We start from the raw sequence: 1527 nt of genomic DNA on the forward strand, positions 1-1527 counted from the left end.
CTCCAACGCCATCAACAATGCGACCTTCGAACCGTTCAAGGTCTACGGGCTGGTGGCTCTGATCTTCTTCGTCATGTGCTTTCCGCTGACGCAATACGCCCGCAGGCTCGAGAAACAGGCGGCTGCTCGCTGACGCGCCAAGGCAGCGCTCGATTTCAGGCCGGCAGCCCAAGCTGCTTGCGCAGGCTCTTGTCGAATGCGGACGCGGGGACGAAACGACGCAGGAAACTGACCTGGCGCGCCATTTTTCCCGCCGCATAGCGTTTCTTCGGCGCAGGATCGGTCGCCGCGGCCAAAACGGTGCTGGCGACCACTTCGGGCGCATCGCCTTTTTCCATCGATTTCCGCACGGATACAGTCATCCCGGCACGCGCGGAGTCGTAGATTTCGAGCGACCGGTCGGGGGCGGCAAGATTGTCCTCGAATGCCGTGCGGGTATAGGCGGGCTCCACCAGCGAAACGCGGATGCCGAACGGGCGCAATTCGTGATCGAGCGACTCCGAATAACCCTCGATGGCATGTTTGGTCGCCGAGTAGAGTGCGAAATAGGGAGCGGGGATGAGCCCCTGCACCGAACTCAAATTCACGATTCTGCCCTTCCCTTGGCGCCGCATTGCCGGCAGCACCGCGTTGGTCACACGCAAGACGCCGAAGACGTTCACGTCGAACAGCACCTTAGCCTGGGCGGTCGAGGACTCCTCTGCGCCGCCAAACAGGCCCATGCCGGCATTGTTGACAAGCAGGTCGATGCGTCCGGCCTTGGCCAGAACGTCATCGACCATTGTCGCAACGGACGCGTCGTCGGTCACGTCGCAGGTCAGCATGGTAACGCCGGCGGATGGCCGGGAGGCCGCGCGACGGCTGGTTCCGAAGACGCGAAAGCCGGCGCCTAGCAAGGCATCGGCGGTAGCGCGCCCGATGCCGGAAGATGCCCCTGTGACCAGGGCGACGCCAGGGTTGGTCTTGTTCATGGAAATCATATCCTTCTTTGCGTTGGATCGGATTGGGAAAAGCATGAGAGGCCGGGGCAAAGGGCGTTGGTCATGACTGCGTCTGGCCACCGGTTAGTTCCAGCGTCTGAACAGGGCGCTGGCATTCACGCCGCCAAAGCCGAAGCCATTGGAGATCGCGTACTCCATCTCCATGGGCCGGGGCGCGTTTGCGACGAAGTCGATTCCGTCGCCGGCCGGATCGGCCTCGCCAAGGTTGAGGGTTGGCGGGGCGACCTGATCCCTGAGCGCCAGGATTGCGAAGATCGCACCAAGCCCGCCGGCCGCTCCGAGCAAATGTCCGGTCGCCGATTTCGTGGCGCTGACAGCTATCGCGAAATCGCGCCCGAACACGCTCTTGATCGCTTCGATCTCACCCAGGTCGCCGACTGACGTTGATGTCGCATGCGCATTGAGATGACGAACCTCGCGTGGCGAAATCCCTGCATGGGCAATCGCGATCTGCATGGCCCGGCGCGCGCCGTCGCCGTCCTCTGGTCCGGAGGTGACGTGGTGGGCATCGGCGGTTGTGCCGTAG

Annotated in this window: 1 protein-coding gene and 2 pseudogenes; 1 reads left to right on the top strand and 2 read right to left on the bottom strand. The window is 63.0% G+C overall.

All coding sequences use genetic code 11. The features are described 5' to 3' along the window. Positions 1 to 133 (top strand): annotated as a pseudogene (locus tag EN964_RS34210) (amino acid ABC transporter permease); the annotation flags it as partial. 22 nt (positions 134 to 155) lie between these two features. Here the strand turns inward: EN964_RS34210 and EN964_RS34215 are convergent. Both EN964_RS34215 and EN964_RS34220 read right to left on the bottom strand, forming a co-directional pair. Continuing rightward, positions 156 to 971, bottom strand: a complete 816-nt coding sequence (locus EN964_RS34215) for an oxidoreductase (protein ID WP_127269244.1) — start codon at positions 969 to 971, stop codon at positions 156 to 158. A gap of 93 nt (positions 972 to 1064) precedes the next feature. Then, positions 1065 to 1527, bottom strand: a pseudogene (locus tag EN964_RS34220) (beta-ketoacyl-[acyl-carrier-protein] synthase II); the annotation flags it as partial.

It is taken from the genome of Mesorhizobium sp. M7A.F.Ca.CA.001.10.2.1 (assembly GCF_003998575.1).
In the GTDB taxonomy this organism is placed as follows: Bacteria; Pseudomonadota; Alphaproteobacteria; order Rhizobiales; family Rhizobiaceae; genus Mesorhizobium.

Coding starts and splice junctions, on each gene's coding strand:
- EN964_RS34215 (WP_127269244.1), bottom strand. CDS start 971: ATGAACAAGACCAACCCTGGCGTCGCCCTGGTCACAGGGGCATCTTCC.